Origin of the sequence: Flavobacterium chungangense LMG 26729 (assembly GCF_000735715.2) — a bacterium.
Lineage (GTDB): Bacteria > Bacteroidota > Bacteroidia > Flavobacteriales > Flavobacteriaceae > Flavobacterium > Flavobacterium chungangense.
In genome coordinates this window covers 492,678-511,930 of the sequence record NZ_JASY01000001.1, presented here as the reverse complement: position 1 = coordinate 511,930, position 19,253 = coordinate 492,678, and the positions used below count along the sequence as shown (strand labels likewise).

Annotated in this window: 19 protein-coding genes; 1 reads left to right on the top strand and 18 read right to left on the bottom strand. The window is 31.7% G+C overall.

The features are described 5' to 3' along the window. Nucleotides 1-4: 4 nt before the first annotated feature. The 8 genes from JE46_RS02020 to JE46_RS01985 form a co-directional block, all read right to left on the bottom strand. Nucleotides 5-1,150, bottom strand: a complete 1,146-nt coding sequence (locus JE46_RS02020) for a DUF7005 family protein (protein ID WP_051872793.1) — start codon at nucleotides 1,148-1,150, stop codon at nucleotides 5-7. A 1-nt stretch (nucleotide 1,151) separates the two neighbouring features. After that, nucleotides 1,152-4,061, bottom strand: coding sequence for an NHLP bacteriocin export ABC transporter permease/ATPase subunit (locus tag JE46_RS02015; protein WP_031453588.1), 2,910 nt, complete (start codon nucleotides 4,059-4,061; stop codon nucleotides 1,152-1,154). An 11-nt stretch (nucleotides 4,062-4,072) separates the two neighbouring features. After that, nucleotides 4,073-6,271 (bottom strand): NHLP family bacteriocin export ABC transporter peptidase/permease/ATPase subunit, encoded by a 2,199-nt coding sequence (locus JE46_RS02010; protein ID WP_031453587.1) that lies wholly within the window; start codon nucleotides 6,269-6,271, stop codon nucleotides 4,073-4,075. Nucleotides 6,272-6,280: 9 nt separating this feature from the next. Then, nucleotides 6,281-7,543 carry an NHLP bacteriocin system secretion protein gene (locus JE46_RS02005; RefSeq protein ID WP_031453586.1) on the bottom strand — a complete coding sequence of 421 codons (1,263 nt, stop codon included), beginning with the start codon at nucleotides 7,541-7,543 and terminating at the stop codon, nucleotides 6,281-6,283. Between the two features lie 15 nt (nucleotides 7,544-7,558). Next, complete coding sequence (locus JE46_RS02000; RefSeq protein ID WP_083480830.1) at nucleotides 7,559-9,127, bottom strand: TolC family protein; 1,569 nt, start codon at nucleotides 9,125-9,127, stop codon at nucleotides 7,559-7,561. Nucleotides 9,128-9,157: 30 nt separating this feature from the next. Beyond that, nucleotides 9,158-9,679 (bottom strand): cyclic nucleotide-binding domain-containing protein, encoded by a 522-nt coding sequence (locus tag JE46_RS01995; RefSeq protein WP_031453584.1) that lies wholly within the window; start codon nucleotides 9,677-9,679, stop codon nucleotides 9,158-9,160. A gap of 85 nt (nucleotides 9,680-9,764) precedes the next feature. Next, nucleotides 9,765-10,103 (bottom strand): NHLP leader peptide family RiPP precursor, encoded by a 339-nt coding sequence (locus JE46_RS01990; RefSeq protein WP_051872792.1) that lies wholly within the window; start codon nucleotides 10,101-10,103, stop codon nucleotides 9,765-9,767. Nucleotides 10,104-10,147: 44 nt separating this feature from the next. Further along, entirely contained in the window at nucleotides 10,148-10,804 is a 657-nt protein-coding gene (locus JE46_RS01985) for a helix-turn-helix domain-containing protein (protein ID WP_031453582.1), read from the bottom strand. A gap of 946 nt (nucleotides 10,805-11,750) precedes the next feature. On the opposite strand from JE46_RS01985, the gene JE46_RS01975 reads away from it, so the two are divergent. Next, the gene (locus JE46_RS01975; protein ID WP_230408856.1) at nucleotides 11,751-12,518 is read left to right on the top strand and encodes a response regulator transcription factor; all 768 of its coding nucleotides are present in this window, start codon (nucleotides 11,751-11,753) and stop codon (nucleotides 12,516-12,518) included. 37 nt (nucleotides 12,519-12,555) lie between these two features. Here the strand turns inward: JE46_RS01975 and JE46_RS01970 are convergent, their stop codons facing one another. The 10 genes from JE46_RS01970 to JE46_RS01925 form a co-directional block, all read right to left on the bottom strand. Further along, the gene (locus JE46_RS01970) at nucleotides 12,556-14,091 is read right to left on the bottom strand and encodes a type 2 lanthipeptide synthetase LanM (RefSeq protein ID WP_167343410.1); all 1,536 of its coding nucleotides are present in this window, start codon (nucleotides 14,089-14,091) and stop codon (nucleotides 12,556-12,558) included. Nucleotides 14,092-14,210: 119 nt separating this feature from the next. Beyond that, the gene (locus JE46_RS01965; RefSeq protein ID WP_051872791.1) at nucleotides 14,211-14,393 is read right to left on the bottom strand and encodes a hypothetical protein; all 183 of its coding nucleotides are present in this window, start codon (nucleotides 14,391-14,393) and stop codon (nucleotides 14,211-14,213) included. A gap of 100 nt (nucleotides 14,394-14,493) precedes the next feature. Further along, nucleotides 14,494-14,844 (bottom strand): NHLP leader peptide family RiPP precursor, encoded by a 351-nt coding sequence (locus JE46_RS01960; protein WP_051872790.1) that lies wholly within the window; start codon nucleotides 14,842-14,844, stop codon nucleotides 14,494-14,496. Nucleotides 14,845-14,864: 20 nt separating this feature from the next. After that, a complete protein-coding gene (locus JE46_RS01955) occupies nucleotides 14,865-15,209 on the bottom strand; it encodes an NHLP leader peptide family RiPP precursor (protein WP_035136363.1) in 345 nt (114 codons plus the stop codon). Between the two features lie 27 nt (nucleotides 15,210-15,236). Further along, nucleotides 15,237-15,590, bottom strand: coding sequence for an NHLP leader peptide family RiPP precursor (locus tag JE46_RS01950; RefSeq protein WP_035136362.1), 354 nt, complete (start codon nucleotides 15,588-15,590; stop codon nucleotides 15,237-15,239). Nucleotides 15,591-15,616: 26 nt separating this feature from the next. Continuing rightward, nucleotides 15,617-15,964, bottom strand: a complete 348-nt coding sequence (locus JE46_RS01945; protein ID WP_035136361.1) for an NHLP leader peptide family RiPP precursor — start codon at nucleotides 15,962-15,964, stop codon at nucleotides 15,617-15,619. 34 nt (nucleotides 15,965-15,998) lie between these two features. Continuing rightward, nucleotides 15,999-16,322 carry an NHLP leader peptide family RiPP precursor gene (locus JE46_RS01940; protein WP_035136360.1) on the bottom strand — a complete coding sequence of 108 codons (324 nt, stop codon included), beginning with the start codon at nucleotides 16,320-16,322 and terminating at the stop codon, nucleotides 15,999-16,001. Nucleotides 16,323-16,423: 101 nt separating this feature from the next. After that, complete coding sequence (locus JE46_RS01935; protein WP_031453572.1) at nucleotides 16,424-16,756, bottom strand: TOMM propeptide domain-containing protein; 333 nt, start codon at nucleotides 16,754-16,756, stop codon at nucleotides 16,424-16,426. A gap of 78 nt (nucleotides 16,757-16,834) precedes the next feature. Next, entirely contained in the window at nucleotides 16,835-18,829 is a 1,995-nt protein-coding gene (locus tag JE46_RS01930; RefSeq protein WP_051872789.1) for an adenylate/guanylate cyclase domain-containing protein, read from the bottom strand. An 87-nt stretch (nucleotides 18,830-18,916) separates the two neighbouring features. After that, nucleotides 18,917-19,228 carry a hypothetical protein gene (locus JE46_RS01925; RefSeq protein ID WP_031453570.1) on the bottom strand — a complete coding sequence of 104 codons (312 nt, stop codon included), beginning with the start codon at nucleotides 19,226-19,228 and terminating at the stop codon, nucleotides 18,917-18,919. Nucleotides 19,229-19,253: the final 25 nt, after the last annotated feature.

Here is a 19,253-nt window from a genome sequence, read left to right as displayed (position 1 = left end):
ATATTTAATTTGGGAATTCTAAGTCAACACTTTCGTGAATATTAAAGCTTTCATAGTAATTATCAAGTAATACAGAAGAACCATTTTGAGAAGCTAATATGGTAAGACCTGTTTCACAAAGCGCCTCTATCCTACACCTTTGGTCTTTGGCTGATATTAATTTGCCCATTTTTTTATCAAATATAGCGATGGCTTCAATAGCATTTTTGATAATCGTTATCAATTGCTTAAAATCTTCCTGAGATAATCTGTTTTCTTTTATATAATTTTCTAATCTCGCTCCTCTTCTATACTTTGGATATTCTTCTAATCCCAGGAAATTCAGCATCCAGCCTTTATCAAAATATCCTATTGTTTTAATAATTCCTATATAATCTGCAATTAACTCATCATGCAGATTGTTTGAAGCTAATCCGTATCTTTTTAAAGTATACAAATGTGTAAATTCATGTTCCTTTCTAATCGAAATGGAATGTGAAATCCATATATCATCATTTAACCCCAGTTGATTTGCAGGCACATTGCTATAAGGTTTTGTGCTCAAAATAATCAATTTATCCTTGTATAAAGATTTATTAAGTATCACATTAGAAAATTCCTGATTCCAGTTTCCTAACGGATTCTTTGCCAGCCAACGATTTTTTAAAATATTGATTCTCTCCCAATTATTAATACCATTTATTAATACTGCTCCCATTGAATGAGGAATTTCAACAGGATTATTTTTGTACAATAAAGATTGTATGAGTCTTACAAAATCTTCTTCATTTGAGATTGTTAAGAGAGGTATTTTGCCCGCTAAATTTTTACTGACTTCAAATTTTATACTTTTGGAATCATTTAATTCCGTGCAGGCTTTTAAATTTGTGAAATTTTTTTTACCTCTTAAAACGAAGTCTTTGTACAACTCAGATTTTTCGATTCCTGTTTCAATCGGAAAATTGAGTTGAGGATAGCATTTTTTTAGAATATCAAATATAGTATTGCCATCATTATTTTTTGAATGGTCATGCCAAAATTCACAAGCTGATTCTTCTGTAAAAAATGGTTTTTTGAATGTCTTCTCAAATCTATTAAAAAGATATTCTTTAAGACCGGGGGATAACTTAAAAGGAAAATTATCAGGCAGTTTTGAGGAAGGTGAATTCATATTAGGCTATTTGTCGTTTAGCAAGTTGTGTGAACAAACCGTTCAATTGCATTAATTCTTCATATGTTCCCGATTCTGTAATTTCTCCTTTATCCAAAACAAAAATGCGGTCTGCATTTTCGATGGTACTCAGTCTGTGTGCAATAACAATACGGGTTGCCTGAAGTTTATCCAGACTTTCTGCTACAATATTTTGCGTTCTGTTATCTAATGCACTGGTTGCTTCATCCATATAAAGCAATCTTGGTTTGTGTACAATAGCTCTTGCAATCATGAGCCTTTGTCTTTGACCGCCGGAAAATGTTCCCGCTCCTTCACTTATAAAAGTGTGCATTTCCATAGGCATATTTTTGATATCTTCTTCCATTCCGGCCATACGTGCGGCATCCCAGGCATCATCCAGTGTCAATTCTGAATTTCCTACTATATTTTGATAAATACTGCCCGACATCAGTGCCCCGTTTTGTAATACTACTCCTATTTGCCTTCTTACCAATTCCTTATTCATAGTGTCAAAAGTATTTCCATCATAAAATAAAGAGCCCATTTCCGGATGTTCAAATCCGAGAAGAAGCCTCATAATAGTTGATTTTCCTGAGCCGGAAGCACCTACAAAGGCAACCATTTCTCCTGGCTTAATTTTGAAAGTAATATTTTTTAAAATCAAAGGCTGATTCTCGTTATATCTAAATGAAACCGAATTCATTTCAATTTCACCGGCTAATTCTCCCGGATCAATACTTTGTTCAACAGATTCGGTTTCTTCTTCTAAAATTGGTTTTACCCTTTCATAAAGCGGAATAACATTGAGTGACGTAATAAAAGCCATACTCAACCTCAGGCTATCACTCAAAAACTTATTGAATGCAGTAATAAAAGCCATAAATGCACCTACCGTCAGCATACTGGTTGTTTTGTCAGAATTAAGAACAGTATGATATATAAATGAAAAAAAGAAAATACTTGTAAAAAGCGGATAAGAACTATTAAAAACTTCGACAAAATTTTGATAACTTCCGGAACTGAATCCTAATGTTTTTAGTTTTGAAAACTTGTTCGCCCAAAGTGCAAAAACCCTTCTTTCGCCACCTGTAATTCTAATTTTGCTAATTCCGGATAAAAACTCAAAAAGAAAACCCTGAATTTCTCCCTGATATTTAGAAACTTCTCTGTCGTATTTGAGCTTTAAACAGCCCATGGTTATCATAAATACAACAGCAACTAAAGCCAAACCTACTCCTACCCAGGCTAAACCTGAATCGTAGTAAAACAAAAGTATAAGATTAACAAACGAAAATGCACCACTCAAAACCGCTGTCATCAATGTACTCGATAATATTTGCCTGATAGAATTAATACTCAGTACTCTGTTAGTGAGATCTCCAGCTGTATATTTTTTATAAAATGTTACTGGCAATCTTAAAATGTAGTCCATAACGCCGGCCTGCAAATTAATGCTGGATTTAGATTCAACCCGCATTTGCAATACGCCCTGGACAAGCTGAAGACCAGCCGAAACTAATCCAATAATGATCATAATGCTAAATACTTCAAAATGGATTGATCTGTCGGCTGTTGGAATAACATCGTCAAAAATTATACCCGATAGAATTGGAATCAACAAACCAATTAAACTGCCGGCAAATGAGGCTAAAATTAATAATTTGGCATCTCTTAAGACTCCGTTCATGGCAAAGCGTAATACTTTTTTCATGGAATCCATTTTAACATTGAATCCTGAAAAAAACATATATGCAATTGGCTCTAATGACTCTGCGATTTTTTGATTTACAACAGACTCTGTACCCGTTTCTAAATTTTTGATCAAATAAGAATCTGATTTTTTTTGTATTAGGGCAACAGGTGTATTATTTGGTTTTAAAAAAGCCAATAAATGTCCGTTTTCTTCTTTCCACCAAACATCTCTTAAGATAATTTTGCGTACTCTTATTTTAGAGCTTTTTGCAATTGCATATAACAGATTATTTGCCGTATTTTGAAATGTTTCAATATGTTTTGGTTCCTCAAGTTTAAATCCGCTATAATCCCCAATTAATTGACATGTCGAAAAAAATATACTCTGTTTGTTTATCTTATTGAATGCTATTGAAGTATTTTTTTTATAGCCTGTAACTATAGATTTTATTTTTTCAAGCGTAGTTTCTAATTCTTCTTCCTCATTCGTAAGTTTCTCAATAAAGTGTGTATTTTCTAATTTACTGTTCTTTTCTATATCTTTATTAAGTTGATTATAAAAATAAGATTGCATTTTTTCTAAAGAAATTAAAAAATTAATTTCTTCTTCGATAACTTCACTGGTACTTAATATTTTTATTTCTGTGTTATCAGATAGCGATTTTATCCATAATTTATTAGATACCGGTATGGGATAACCAGGTTCGTTATTAGTTGAATATATATTAATTTCATTTGAAAAAACTGAAATATTTCCTTTAAGTAATCGTACCCAATTTATTCCATTAGAAGGATATGCAATATGATTTTCTTTTAAAGTTAAATTTTCAAAATCATTAAGCGCTGTGTAAACCCTTGGTGTGGTGTTGAAGCTTAATTCAGATGAAGTTTTTAAAATCCATTTGTTAATCATATTTTTTAAAAAGAAACGATCCACATTCAAAAGTTCGTTTTTTGGAATAGCTAATAATTTTGCTTCATTTGAAAAAACAATCAGTCTTATATTATTATCGCATTCATGAGGCAATAAACTAAATAATAATTCTCCTTGTTTTGCTGAATAAAGGTATTTTAAGGCACATAAGTATTCTTCCTCATCATCAATTTTGGTATGAAACACGTTTACTTCTCCCGAAATAATCATCCAGAAACAGTCTGTATTATTAAGAATCAATGGCTTATCGACCCTGATATGTATTTTCTCTTTCACTGACATAATGACTAAATTTATTTTGTTTCGATCAAATGAGAATAAACACCATTCAATTTTAATAATTCCTGATGAGAGCCCCGCTCCACGATTTTTCCGAATTCCATAACAATTATTTCATCACAATCCATTATGGTGCTCAATCTGTGGGCAACAATCAGACAGGTACACCCTCTTTTTTTTATATTATCCATTACTGTTTTCTCTGTTGTAGGATCTAAAGCGCTTGTAGCTTCATCCATTACCAAAATAGTCGGATTAACGGCAAGAGCTCTTGCAATTTCAATACGTTGGCGCTGTCCTCCGCTAAAATTGGTTCCGCCCTCCATTACATTACTTTCATATCCGTCATTTCTGGCTGCAATAACATCATGAATGACTGCATCACGGGCAGAATTTATAATGTGTTTTTCAGGAATCATGGTGTCCCAAAAAGAAATATTCTCTCTGATGGTACCGTTAAAAACAATTACATCCTGATCTACTACTGCTAATGAACTTGTAATGATGTGTCTTGGTATATCTACACGATTTTTTCCATCCAGCAAAATTTCTCCTTCCCATGGATCATAAAGCCCGGAAGCAATCTTTGCTACTGTAGATTTGCCGCTTCCAGAACCTCCTACTAACGCGACTCTGCTTCCTGGTCTTAGCTTTAAATTGAAGTTTTCAATCAATGCCGGCATAGTAGTGTTGTATCCAAATGTGACATTTTTCATTTCAAAATATCCAATTAATTTGCTTTTTTGTTCATTATTAGCTTGTTTGATATTTTCATTTTGCTCTTTTTTTCTAAACTGATTATCAATCTCGTAGTTCAGAACATCATCAATTTTGTTCATATCGCTCTCAGTCTCATGAAGCAACGTTCCTACACTAACCAACTGATTAACAGGATTAATAAAATTTGACATTAGATAAGTAAAAGCAACCAAAGCTCCCAAAGTCATTTCGCCATTCATAATTTGCAATGCACCTATTCCTAGAATCAGAGAGTTTGTTAATGAAGTGATTAAACTGGGCATAACATTCAGTCTAATCGTTAGCCATCCTAATTCCTGTTGGGCATTCATTACTTTTGCCAGATATCCTATCCAGTTTGTAAAAAAATCATTTTCTCTTCCGGATGCTTTTAGGGTTTCTATCATACTAATTCCGGAAGTTGTTGTGCCTAATAACTTTCCCGTTTCATTGCTAAGCCTGCGGCTTCCATCTTTTCTGGCTGTGGAAACATATCTAAGAATTAAAATATTTAATCCGGCCATAAAAATCCCAATTAACGTCAGGATAACATTATAAGAAAACATTAGGGTGGCATAAAATAATACTGCGATAACATTTAATGCTGCATTAGCCAGATCTCCGCTTAGCAATTTGGCTACTTTGTCATTCAGAGACACCCTGTTGCCTACTTCTCCGCTGTAACGCTGTGTAAAAAATGCTATTGGTAAGTGAAAAACATGCCAAAGAAATTTACTGGATGTGACTAATGCCAGTTTTGTTTCTAATTTGAGTAGAAAATATTGCTGGAGATAAACCAAAACCGAATTAATAATTAAGATTGCTGCCATGATCAAAAGCAATGGCATTACGAATCCTGAAAAACTGTTGATTAAATACTTATCTATAAATACTTTAAGAAAAGAAGGAATTATTAACCCCGGAATCACCAAAAACAGACTGGCTAAAATGATATAAGAAATACTCAATTTAGAGTTGGCCACTCTGGACAATAATGACGAAATTAAACCGCGTTTCTCATTTCCTTTTTCAAAAGCTGTATTGGTTTCAAAAGTTAAGACAACTCCTGTATAACAATCATCAAATTCCTGATGGCTTACATAATATCTTCCTTGTGCAGGATCACTCAAATAAACTCTGTTTTTTGTAAATCCTTCAAGAACCAAAAAGTGATTGAAATTCCAGAAAATAATCGCAGGTGTTTTGATCTGCATCAGTTTTTCTATAGACTTTGCATATCCTTTTGCTTCAAGTCCAAACTCTTTGGCGGCTTTTATGATATTTGTAGCTTTTAGACCATCTCTGGAAACTCCACAAGCTATTCTTAATTTTTCAAGAGGAACAAACTTTCCAAAATGGCCTAAAATAATACTCAGAGCCGCAGCACCACATTCTACACTTTCCATCTGTAAAACAGTTGGAACCTTAACGGGCCTGGCTTGTTTTTCTATAACAAAAGTTGTACTGGTTGCCATTTGTATGTATTAATATAGATCAAAAAATTTCTTGAATGCCGGAACAACAATAGTTACAGGAGGTTCTTCTTTTATCGTAACTTTACCCATGCAGGAAGTACCTTCTTTTATAAAAACATCCGGTCCTTTTGCCGAAGTCCATTTAAAACCACTATATGAATCGGGGTCATTCTCAAAATCTACATGAACTTCAAATAGTGGTCCGGCGGCTAAAAGGCCTTTTGCAAGCTGGTCATTTTTAACAGAGGTTAGCATACCCTGTTGTGTTACCGGAAAATCAGAAACATAAGTCACTTTTCCTTTTATAAAGCCATATTCCTGTGGCTGGACCGTAGAAGGAACCACTAAGGCTTCCATTCCTTTTTTAATTTTTTTTCCGTCCTGCGAAGGGATATAAAGTACCCCTTTTAATTTTGATTCTGAACTTCTATGAAGGTTTTTAAGCTTAAATAATGGAGTTCCTGCACCTACGACAACTCCCGCATCGGTTAAAACCTCTACAACTTCTCCGTCATAAGGGCTTTTTATATTTCGCTGAATATCATAGCGTTCTGTCAGGAACTGTAAATTTCTTTCAGCTTCGGCTATTCTTTGATTTTGCAGCGTAATTTTCTGCTGCATATCAAAACCTAAATTATGCTGCTGGTTTGATGTTTCTACTTTTTGGCCTTTAAGCCTTTCAATCGTATTTTTTGAAGCTTCAATTTGCTGTTTTGTATTGGCAACTTCAGATTTTGTTATCAAACCTTTATTAAGAAGAACATTCTCTGATTCCAGCTGATTGTTTAAAAACGATAATTTCTTTTTCTCTGATTCAATCTCACCCTGTATACTCACACGAGTCTGTTTGATCATTTCGCTTTGGAGCTGTGTTCCCTGGTTTCCGTACGATGATAATTTCCCCATCTCGAATTTTCTGTCTGAAACAACTGCTTTTGCATCTTCTATTTGTTGGGACAGGTCAGGCTGTTTTATGGTTGCGATGATATCTCCTTTTTTCACCTTATTACCAATGGCTACTTTCAATTCTACCAATTGCCCTTGTGAAGTGGCTACAACCTCATGAACTTCGCCTCCTAAAACCACTCCAACAGCATCTAATTTTGTTTTTACCGTACCAGCAAATGACCAGACTACTCCGGTAAATAATGCAAGTGCAACTGTTGTAAGGGCTATCCATGCTTTTGGTCCGGTGACTTTTATTAACTGATCTAATTTTTCGGGAGTAGAAAGCTTTTCTAACGCCGATTTTCTGAAAAAACTTGCTGACATGATTTCTCTTTTTTATTAATTTTCTATAGTAGGAACCGTATAAAATGTATTTTTAAGGATACCAAAATCCAGTTTTTCTTTAGAAACAAGTGTCCCTGTTTCGTGTCTGAGGCTTATAATTGCATTTGAAAACTGTTGCTCTGCATTCAGATATTCCAATTCTGAATAGGTAAATCTTTCCTGAAACTGCATCAAATTGAAAAGAGTTGTAAGACCAATTTGAAATTTCTCCTGTTCATTATTAAAAGCTTGCTGATAGAACGCCATTGATTCTTTTGCTTTGTCAACAATTAAAGCGCTGTTTCTTAAATTATTGAATGCAATATTGATATTTAATTCTATGTTTCTTTGTGTGTTATTACTTATTATTTCCTGATCTTTTACTGCAATTTTACTGATCGAATAGTTTCCTTTTGCTGCATTGTTATTTAGTGGAAATAAAAAAGTTAATTTTGCCCCTCCTCCAACATCCTGTCCCTGATTATTTACAAAAGAAGTCAGGGTTTTATCCATTCCGTTTCCGTTACTGGTACTTCCATAATAAACGAAACCGGTCAAATCCAGCTGTGGTTTCAAATTGTTTTGAGCCAATTGATACTGAAGTTCTACAGCCTCCGTCACTTTTTTAACCGCTTTTAGATCTCCTCTGTTATTTATCGCGGCTTTCAGAAAAGGTTCTTTATTGGTGTTTTCTGTATAACCACTCTCTCCAACTGCCGGAAAATCATTCAAAGGAACATCTAATTGCTGACTTTCTTCATCAGATAAGCCAATAACTCTACCCAGATTTAGTCTTGCATTGTATAAATTTTGTCTGGCAACAACCGTTAATCTTTCCTGATTGGTTAAATCTGCATTAATTTGGGCAAGATCTCCCTGAGGTTTTTTATCGGCTTTAATCAGTTCATTTGTCATTTCCAACAAATTTCGCACTCGTGTTTCATTTTGCAGGTAAACATCTAAGCTTTTATATGCTGTATAGTAACTCCAATAAGCAACACCAATTTGTAAAATTTCATATGAATTTGTAAACTCATAATCATGCTTATTTTTATCGATATAAAGGCTGGAAATCCTTTCTCCCATTGTAGCGATTCTTTTTCCCCGCCCCTTTAAAAGTGGCTGGGTTAATGAAAAATTAATCACTCCTGTATGCCTGCCATAAAAAGGCCCTACAAATTCATTAAATGAATTATAGGGAAAATTGCTGTCGTTGTAAAGATATTTTATACCAACTTCTGCAATTTGTGATGTCCGGAATCTTTTTTGAATACTGGCAAAAAAATCTACAGAATTGGATTTTAATGAACGATCAATAAATTCGTTTCTGGGATCAGCATCATACAGATTATATCTGCCGGTTTGGTATGTAAGTGCCGAATTTAAATTATAATCAAATGTACCTGCTTGTACCTGAACGCCTACTTCTGCAGTTTGTATAGCATAATAAGTGCTTTTAATATTTGGATTTTTATTGAATGCGATACTGGAAATTTCAATCAAATCGCATTTAATTTTAGACTGACTGTAGAGGTTATTAGCAACAACAATCAATAATATAAAAAAGAAATAGTAAGCCCTCATATAAATTTGATCTTTATGATTTATATATCATTATGCCTGTGAAAACCTATTTAAAATTTGCCCAAAACGAGATCCGGCCTGTGCCACATGATCCAGTATTTTAGTATCTATTAAATCTTCTTCTTCCGGAGTACCATATCCTAACTGATCTGTCGTTTTTCTTAACCTGTTAGAAAGAAATAATGCCAGCGCATAATAAAAATTGGCTTTAAAATCAGGATTTGTAGAAAGTCTTACTTCTATAACCTGTTTAGAAATTTTGTATACTGTTGCTATTTTTGTAGCAATTACAGAAACCGATGGAGGCCTTGTTTCTAAAAATGACATTTCGCCTACAACTTCTCCGGATCCTAATGTTGCAATATCTTCTTTATCGCCATTTTCTGCACATACCGACAATTGACCGGAAAGTATGATATATAGATTGTCAATAAAATTACCTTTTTGTATCAATTTTTCACCAATTCCTAATTCTATTTTTTGACCATTCTGAATCATCCATTCTACATCTCTGCTATCTAACTGGCCTAAGAAAAAAAGTGCTCTTTTCATAATGTATTATTTAAGGTTATACTAATTTATTTGAATTCATACTGCTGTTTAAGACAAAAAGTCTGATATATCTGACATTAACGATTTACTTATACATGTTGCGCAAAGAATCGTACAAGCTTTCATGATCAGACACGTTTGTTCCATTTGAAGCACCACCATTAACAGTATCCAATTTTTTTTCATCCAGTTCTACATCTTTAGGCTGTGGTTTTACAGGGATATTTATGTAAATATACTCCGGATTAGACTGGTCTGTTACCTTAATTTTTTTTCCTGTTGGCAGACTTCTTCCAAAAAACTTTTCTAATGTTTCTTCAGGATTAGTAAGCAATGATTTTTTAAATTCATCATTCTCCCAGGCTTCAGTTATGATTCTGAGAAATACATCCTGACCTTTTTTTTGTTCTTCTGTTAATATCATTTTCGACTTTTTAATTTATTTATGCTGATTGCTATTTTATATTTTCATCTTAAAGAATTGATTAGTTCCTTAGGCGAAATATCATATTGACTTGAAAATAACTTAGAAAAATAATGTACATCATTGTAACCGACTGAATAAGCAACTTGCGAAATGGAGTTTTGAATGTAATTATCAATAATATGTTTTGCTTTGTGCAGTCGAAGTATTCTTATGTATTTATTAGGTGTTAAATGAACTAAATGGGCTATTTTTCTATGCAATTGTCTTTCGCTAACCGCCATTTTATATGATAGTTCATATAAATTCATATCATTTTGATTAATTGAACTATAAATTTCCTTTTCCAGATTTATTAACCAGTCCTGATCTAATCTTGTGACTTTTTGCGGGTTTATTTTGTTCAGACATAAACTCTGAACATTTTTATTAGTTTCATAAATGTCAAAAATATCAGGACGTCCCTGAATAGTAAGGCTTACAGATTTTGATTTGATTTCTTTTAAAATTTCTTCAATAAGATCATTTATTTGAGTGCTGCTTGAAAATATAATCTCATTTTGAGCTTTACTATCAATAGTATCCGGTTTACTTGCCGTAATAATGTTTGCTAATGGATTCTTGATGTTTTGAATAATCTGATTTAAAATATCTGGAGAGGACCAATCTATTGTAGTACCTTTTGTAATTTGATTTGTCATTTTAATGGAAATTAATTTGTTAGTCAACAATTTTAAAAACCTGGCTCTGACAAGTCTTTTTGTTAATTTTAATCTGTTTTTATCATTCAGAAAAGGATATTTTAATATTATGCCTGATAGTTATATTCGTATTTTCAAAATATTGGCTGATATTTATATTGAGAAGGTTACCAAAGCACTTATTTTTAAAATAAAAAAATCTTTTAATTCGTCGTAACTGATCTATTTTGGAAAAATTATATAATTAACAGAAGTTCATGTAGCCTCTGTTTTTCAAACGAAATTCATAATTCTTAATAATTGGTTGACACACTCAGCAAAGACAACATTTTTTGTTTGCATATTTGGGGCTAGCAAACATTATTAATCTTCTGAAAAATATTTATTCCCTTTTGGAGCATATGCCAGTTACAATTTCCTTTCTAATTAAACTTTGGCAATATGACTGAAATTTTAAAATTTGCTAATTCCGTTACCTGATCTAATTCTAATTGTTTCAGATAATTTTAAGTAATATTCATAGCTTTTAGATTCATTACAAAGCTAATTTTCCTACATTGTTATTTTGCTACCCTAATTAGTAGTATTTTATTGAAAATCAACAAACTACACTTTTAGGTAGTTTGGTTTTTAATTAATTCAAAGCAAAAAGAAGTATTGTTAAATCGATCTGATGCTGTTTTTAGTAATCTTTATAAATAATAAATAGACAGTTAACTCTTTTGAGAAACTAAATCTCTTTCGTTAATTTTTTGATTTTATGAGATTGAATATAGATTGCAATATTTTGCGGTTATACTTATTTAATCAATTGATAATCAGTTAAAAATGTAAATTATTTCTATATAAATGTCCTGTATATTTTTATTTACTAAATAACTACCATATTTATGTAATTATTTTCATACATAAAAAAAAATAATTAAATTTGAATTAAAACTAAAATATGATGAATGCAGCTGATTTAAATTCATTTTTTTATTCCAGAAATGCGATCCATGGCTTAACAGATGAGGAAAAATCGAAAAAAATGGAATATTTAGAGCCCATAAAAGCGTTTTCAAGGGCTACATGTACCAGTATATATGTTATTGATTACTTAAAACAAGGTTTTGAATTTGTTTCAGAAAATCCGCTATTTCTATGTGGAAATACTGCTGAAGAAGTGTTGGAAATGGGATATGTGTTTTATTTTAATCATGTACCTGAAGTAGATTTAGAGTTATTGTTAAAAATTAATTCTGCAGGGTTTGATTTTTATGAAAAGCTGCCCGTAGAAGAAAGAACTCACCATACCATCACGTACGATTTTCATTTGAAAAATAAAGAAGGAAAATTGATTTTGATAAACCAAAAACTCACTCCTGTTTTTCTAACTGATACCGGAAAAATATGGAAAGCAATATGTATCATTACGCTATCATCAGAACGTAAAGCTGGCAATATTAAAATCTATAAAGACGGAGAGAATAAGGTCTATAATTATAATCTTAATCAGGGCTTATGGGAAGATTCTGAAAAAATATCTTTATCCAAAAGAGAAAAAGAAATTTTACAACTTTCTACCAGGGCATTTAATATAAATGAAATTGCAAATGAAATATTTGTTTCTCCTGATACCGTAAAATTTCACAGAAGAAAACTATTTGAAAAATTAGAAGTAACCAATATTTCAGAAGCTATAGTTTATGCTACTAATAATAAGCTAATTTAAAAATAACGTTCTACGACTATATCAAACTATTTTAGCATTAAATAGTAACCCATCGATGGATATATTCTAACTGCTCTTTTTTATGATCATGAGAAAGAATATCTATTCTCTTAATAATATTATCTATACAATTATATTCAAATATTTTAAATGATTCATTCCCCTCCAAATAGTCATCTAAACTACTTAAACTAAAAATAGGAATATCTCCGTTAAGCATTTGCTGAATTTCGAAGTCCATGATAAATTTATAATTTTTCATACTGTCTGCACGATATGCTTTAGATAATAACTCTTTTAGTTTGAAATTATAGTTCTCATGACTAGACATAAGTGTCGGTGATCTCATATATCTTAATATATTAAAATAAACAAAAGTTGGCCTCCAGACATACCTCGCTTCCTGATTCTTAAAGGAATTAATTGGTGAAACTGAGGATTTCAATTCTTCTTTAGAATTGGTAAACAAATCATAAGTCAAAGAAAATCCATCAACAAAATTTTTAGCGTAATCATTTACAAAAACTCGATTTTCATTGTACACAGGTATATTTTTTTCGACCAATTCGCGGGTTATAAAACGGGTTACTCTTTTAGAATTTATAGTATTTGGATTGACAATTTTTTTTCCAAAATCTGTTACATGCAAATTTCCTCTTACACCATAACCTGTACAATCTATAGGAACTTTAGTATTACTATTAACTATGAGTACACTTTCTAATACAGAAAAAAGAGGGATTTTTTGTGACTCATCCCAGGATCGTTCTACAGACTGACCGGCCAAAAAAGGCTGAATAATAGTTTCATGATCTATCATAACCGGATTTTTGCCTGAAGCAATAATATTTTCACGATGACAATCCTTACTGCCCAAGAGAAAAGCAACAGCCAGAAGCATACCTGCTTTAAAATAATATTCTTGTAAATCTTCTTTAGAATTTGCTTCATCATTATTTACAAATTCAAGCCACCCATAATCTCCGCAATCCAGTATTTGAAATGTTTTTAAATCTGTTTCTAATTTATTATTAATCCAATCAATAAATGAATTATACGAACTCACTATATTTATATTTCTGGGCTTATATATTAGTTTTTTTTCATTAGATAAATAAACCATAGAGGTACCTTCGCCTTTATGACCATCTCCAAGACTTACATCAATATCTACAATTCGTATATCGTTGAGATTGAATGTAAATTCTATTATTTCAAGATCTTTATAAAAACGAGAAAAAATGTTATTAATATGTTTTGAAAAATTTTCTGTCTTAATCTTAAGTAAGTTATCCAAAACGGGAAAATCATTCATTATTGACATGGACATTTTGTCAACAAACAAATTATAATCATCATTGCCATTTTTAATAAAATTATCTAATTCGAATTGTAATGTTAGCTCTGCAATAACACTTAATTCTTCTAATAGTTTAGTATGCAACTTATCTTTTAGTATGAACAATTCTATATTAGAATTGCTAATAAAACTATACGTATAGGGCATAATTATATCAACAAAAGGAATAGTTTGAAAATTTTCTTTTATAAAATATGTTGCTTCCGTATTCATTTTCAAATTATTCGTTTTAAAATCTATAAAAATTTCTAATTGTTTTATTAGCATTATGCAACATATTCACCTCTAATTATAAACTTTAAAATGAAGCTGTAAATTGCTGTTTTTGAATTTTATTCTACTTTTTGTGTGCTTTTAAAAACAATAAAAAGTGAAACTATAAAACCAATTATATATACAATTCCAATACCTAAATTTTGAAACTTTAAGTGCTCAAAATCAAATTGTCTATAAGCTGCTATTCCTAAAATAATTGCGCAAATAGTTCCTGAAGTTCGATAAAACGTAGTGTCCATATTTTTAATTTGAATTATATTTAAATTGCAATTTCATTATTATGATTTTTTAATATAAAACCCCTTGATTTTTATTGGTAATCAAGGGGTTTTTATTGTCTTAAAGATGAGATACCGCCCAGGAGATACCAATACCTACTGCCACACCACCAAAATATAATGCCGGGGTCAAACCGCCTGCAATTAATTCTAATTGTTCTTCAGTTAGCTCTAATTCATCAAAATTAGGTTCTGCCGGAATATTGAAATAAATAATATTCTCATTTGATTGGTCTTCAGCTATTATTTTAACATTTTCCGGAACAGGAATATTTTTACCTGTTAATTGTTGCAATGCCTGTTCTGGATTATTTAGCAATTGATCTTTAAAAGCTGCACTTTCCCAAGCTTTTTCTACTAGAGCTTTTATTAACTCTGCTCCTTTTTTCTGTTGTTCTAATGTGATTTTCATGTCTTTATATTTTCAAATTATTATTGATGTGTTGCGGCCCATATTGCAACTCCAACTGTAACTCCTACATAAAATGCTGGTGTAATTCCACCGGCAACTAGTTCTAACTGTTCATCAGTCAGTTCTAATTCATCAAAATTAGGTTCTGCCGGAATATTAAAATAGATAACAGATTCATTGGTTTGATCTTCAACAACGATTTTTTTGTTATCCGGCAATGAAAAACTTTTATTGGTAAATTCCTGAATAGTTGCCTCAGGATTTTTAACCAACTGATCTTTAAAAGCCGCATTTGCCCAAGCTTTTTCGACTAGAGTTTTTATCAACTCAGCACCTTTTTCCTGTTGTTCTTTAGTATATTTCATTTTTATAATTTTAATAGTTAGTATGAATTAATATTTTATAACATCTATTGGAAAAGTTGGACTCGGTAACCATGGCAGTGTTGTAATTGGAGGCCAAATTGCAATACTTCCAACACCTCCTGCTACAGCTTCTAACTGCTCTTCGCTTAATTGTGCATCTGCAGATTGTTTTGCTGCAGGCGGAATATTAATATAAACAGCAGATTCATCTGTTTGATCTCTTACCACTAATGTTTTTCCTTCTGGTAAATTCAATTTTTTGCCAATAAATTTTTCAATTGTAGCAACTGGATTTGCTACTAATTCTTTTTTAAATTCAGCATTTTCCCATGCTTTTTGTACCAATTCTGCATACAATTTTTGTTCTTGTGTAATTTCCATGATTTTAAGGTTTTGAGTTAAAAATTTTAGTAAAGAACAATGTCTTTAGGAAAAGTTGGATTCCATGGTCCCGGTGGCAAAAGGATACAACCTCCTGGTCCTATAATTCCTCCCGCAACAGCTTCTAATTGTTCGTCACTTAATTGTGTATCCTGAGTTTTTTTTGGTGCTGCAGGGATGTTGATATATACAGCCGATTCGTCCGTTTGATCTCTTACAACGAATGTTTTACCTGCCGGCAAATTCAATTTCTTTCCTGTAAGTTTTTCGATTGCAGCAACTGGATTTGCTACTAATTCTTTTTTGAATTCAGTATCTTCCCATGCTTTTTGCACAATATCTGCATACAATTTCTGTTCTTGTGTAATTTCCATGATTTGTATTTTTAATATTAATATTTAAATTTATTTAAACCAGCCATTTGATAATCGGAAGAACGATATCAATAGGAATTATAGGAAATATTACACCTCCTGAAACAGCTTCCAGTTGTTTATCGCTTAATTCAACATTATCTAAACTTGATTTTGCAGGAATATTGATATATACAGCCGATTCGTCTGTTTGATCTCTTACAACAAATGTTTTTCCTTCCGGCAAATTCAATTTTTTTCCTGTAAATTTTTCAATTGCAGCTACCGGATTTGCTACTAATTCTTTTTTAAATTCAGCATCTTCCCATGCTTTTTGCACAATTTCTGCGTAGATTTTTTGTTCTTTAGTAATTTCCATGATAATGTTTTTTTTGAGTTATTAATAGTAAAATATGGGTTAAAAAAAATATTATTTTATAATTATGCCTATAAAACTTAATTTAAAGTCTTCTAAGGTTATTATACAACGATGTAATTCTTTAATGCGGGAAATAAACTATTAACCAGATCCGGCCAAACTGTCTGTCCTCCGCCGGCAATTATTTCTAATTGATCTTCTGTAAGTTCAATGTCTTCAATACTAGGTTCACTTGGAATATTGACATAAACCTTAGATTTATCAGTCTGATCATTTATTACCAGCGTCTTCCCTTCTGGTAAAACAATCTTCGCACCTGTCAAATCTTCAATTGCTTTTATTGGATCTGAAACAAGGCTTTTTCTAAAATTAATATCTTCCCATGCTTTAGATATTATTAATCTCAAAACCTCTTCTTCTTTTTTCTGTTCCATGATTTATTTCCTTTTGTACAATGTAAAATTAGAATTACATTATATTATAAAAATGCCAAATAAACTGACAAAAAATACTTAAACATGTATTTTGTCGATAAAAACATTCTTTTTATCGACAAAAAAAACATTCTTTTCGACAAAATACATATTGATTTCCCCTTTTCCTTTAGCATAAATATTACCACGGTACTGAAACAAAAAGCACTCTTCGTGTTTTATCAGATTATAAAGAGATTCACTTATATTGACTTTACCTGCCATTCCATTACTTTCTACCCTGCTGGCAGTATTTACTGTATCGCCCCATACATCATATTGGAATTTTTTAACTCCTACTATTCCGGCAACAATAGGACCAGCGTGTATACCAAGACGCATTTCAAAAGCAGGCTTATTTGTGATTGAATTTTGAATTTTTCTTTCAATCATAAACTCCTGCATTTCTAATCCTGCCAATACAATGTCTTTTAGTGAATCTTCATTTGGATTTGGTATTCCGCCTGCTGCCATGTAGGAATCCCCAATAGTTTTAATTTTTTCGATCTTATGCTTATCAGAGATTAAATCAAATGCCTTGAAACAAACATTAATTTCTTCTACAAGATCTTTAGGTGACATTTTTTCAGCAGTTTGAGTGAAAGATTTAAAATCAGTGAAAAGGATTGAAACCAAATTAAAATCACGGGCATTGACAAAGCCTTTCTCTTTTAATTCTTCTGCGATTTCTTCAGGCAAAATATTTAACAACAGCTTTTCTGAACGATCCTTTTCTATTTTTAAGGCTTCTCTGGATTTTCTAACATAGTTCAAACGGTTCCATAAAGCAATGACAATCAATAATATGAAACCCAAAGAAATTATAATGACGTTTCTTTGGGTTTCTTTTTTCTGAACTTCTTCTTTATGTTTAAGTTCTATTTTATGTTCTTTATTGACATAGGCAATACTATCCATTAAGAGTGCTTTTTGAAATTCCATGTTCAAAATCTTATTGGAGGTTTCTTCGGACTGTAAGCTATCATTATATGCATTTGATTTTTCATAAAAATTAAGAGCTTCTGTAGCATTTCCAGAAGATTTATAAGCTTCATAAAGACACTTACAAGCTTCTTTTTTTAAAGATATGGCTCCTAAATTTTCTGCAATTCCCAGTCCTTTTTTACATTTCTTTATAGCTGTAGTATTCTTTCCTAATTGAGTCAATATACTGCCAATAGCTACTTCTGATGTACCTGTATATTGTAAACTATTAATTTTTTGGGATAATTTTAAACAGCGATTATAATATGATAAAGATTTTGTATAATCTCCCTGAATATTAAACAGTTCACCTAAATTGTAGAGTGCTTCTATTTTTTTTTGTTCATCTCCTATTGTATCTGCTATGGCTAAAGCCTGGCTCAAATGATTATAAGCTTTAGAATACTGCTTTTGCATCATGTAGATTTTACCTGCCGCATTTAAATTGTGGGAAATTCCTACTGAATCTTTTAACTCTTTGTAAATGGTATTGGCTTTTTGAGAATAAATCATAGCATTGGAATAATCCTTTATATCAATGTATATTCCGCCAATATTTTGGGTAGTCGCTGCAATGATTTTTTTATCGCCAATTTTTTTTTGAATTTTTATTGCCTGATTATAAAACTCCAGCGCTTTTGGGTAATTACCTAAGTAATAATGAACAGCGCCAATATTATTTAATGCTGACGAGACTCCTTTTTTGAAATCAATCTTCTCACAAATTTCCTTACTGTTCGTATAATAAGCAAGAGCTTTTGCATAATTTCCCTGATAATAATATGTTGTTGCAATTTTGTTCAGGACATTTCCAACTCCTTTTTGATCTTTGAAACTTTGGTATATTTTTAAACTTTTTTCAAATAAAACCATTGCCTCCGGAAATTGTCCGGCATCCTGATACTTTGTTCCACTATTTAATAAACTGTCTGCAGTTTTCCTATTGTCAAAAAGTTGTTTGTTTGATATATTTGTTTGCCCGTGTAATTTTATTCCGGCACTCAAAGTGAGAAAAAGAAAAAACAATAAATAGATGTGCAAATTTTTCATATCAGTACTATTAAATTAAAAACGTATATGTTCAATGTACACATACGTTTCTTTATCCCACCGGTTAAAATTCATTCCGTCTAATAATCATTTTATAATGATTGGAGGCGTCTGTCCGTCACCTCCACCAGAAATAATGTCTAATTGTTCTTCTGATAGTTCAATATCATCTACAACTTCAACCAAATTAGGGTTGGAAGGGATATTAATAAATAGCGTAGATGTATTTGACTGGTCAGTAACAGTAATTGTTTTTCCCTCGGCTAAATGAATCGGCCGCCCTAAAAAGCTTTCTAATGCTGATAGCGGACTGGTTAGTAAATTGCTTTTAAAAACAGGGTCTTCCCATGCTTTTTTAACAATAGATTCCAAAGTCTTTTGATCGTTAATAAATTCCATGTTTTCTATATTTTATGATTAAACT